The organism is Micromonospora sp. NPDC047134, assembly GCF_040643455.1.
Classification (GTDB): Bacteria; Actinomycetota; Actinomycetes; order Mycobacteriales; family Micromonosporaceae; genus Micromonospora.
In genome coordinates, this window is sequence record NZ_JBEYUI010000065.1 from 1 (window position 1) to 1226 (window position 1226).

Genomic DNA, 1226 nt, shown 5'->3' on the forward strand with positions numbered 1-1226 from the left:
CAATCCACGCCCGTTCGTCTGGACCAAGACCGCCGAAGAGATCCTCGAATCACTCGCCCGATTTTGTAGGCGAATTTCTGACGCAGGACACTAGCAGTTCGGCCGCTATGGATCAGGCGATGTTGTGTGGGTGGTAGGCGCTGCGGCGGACGGTTACCAAGCAGTCGGCGAGCCGGAGGCGAAGCTGGCACCGAACGATTTGATCGTGCCCCCAACCTCGCGCTGCGTCGATGAAACTATGGAACGTGGTCTGCCTCGCGGCCGTTGACTACGAAGGCAACGCTGTGTCTGGCGCGGGTCACCGCTACGTAGAGTCGGTCTGGCGCTCGCAGGGCTGATAGGTCTGCGGTCCTCAGGTACTTGAGCATGGGCTGCGTCGGAAAGATCAGCACTCGATCGAAGGTGCTGCCCTTGGAAAGGCCAATGTTCATGGCTGGTAGTCCCAGCGTCGATGTCGTGACGCGGTCACGAAGAATCTTCGGCGAGTATTTGGCGACGTAGGCGAGCAGGTCCTCCTCGGCGACCTTGAAGACTCCGTCATGGCCGGTCTCAGTTAGGTTCCGGGACTTGGTCCGTGGCAGGGCCGGGTATAGCCGGTCGGCCCAGTCGCAGATTGTCTGGTGGCATCGCCAGCTCTCGGCGCGCATCTGAAGTTCGCATGTGTGCTGCCGTTGGTTGATCCAGTTCATGATGCCGGCGCCACGGTACTTCTTGTTCCGGGGGCCGTTGTTCGTGGCGAAGGTGTGCTGGCGCGGATCGCCGACGACGGTGACTCTCACGGTCGACGCGAACAGTTTGTCGACGAAGTCGAGGTCGTAGCCCACCAGGTCCTGGAACTCGTCGATGTAGATGTCGTCATACATCGCCTCGAGGCGACGTACGACCGCCCCGGCGGAGGCGTCGTCGGCACGGCAAGCGAAGTCGGCTACCCCGTCGCGGTACATATCACCGCGCCGGTCGAAGTAGTAGGCGAGGACATCGTCCCGGCGTATGAACCTCGACCGGCTCCCGTCGAAATTCAGTGACCGGATGTGATCGATCCTCCCAGTGACGCAGCTCTGGAACGGGCGGGCCGCCTGGTGGATGAGGAACGAAAACCACGTTGTGGTCGTGACGTGTCCAGGGATCACCCAGGGCCCCGGCAAAGTCGTCAGGTGATGCCGAGTAGGGCCAGTGGGCGGGTGCTGTCGCGGGCGTGATGTCGGTTGGCGGCGGCGATGTTGGTG

Annotated in this window: 1 protein-coding gene; it reads right to left on the minus strand. The window is 62.2% G+C overall.

The features are described 5' to 3' along the window. Positions 1 to 236: 236 nt before the first annotated feature. The gene (locus ABZ795_RS28770; RefSeq protein WP_357532645.1) at positions 237 to 1130 is read right to left on the minus strand and encodes a UvrD-helicase domain-containing protein; all 894 of its coding nucleotides are present in this window, start codon (positions 1128 to 1130) and stop codon (positions 237 to 239) included. Positions 1131 to 1226 lie beyond the last annotated feature (96 nt).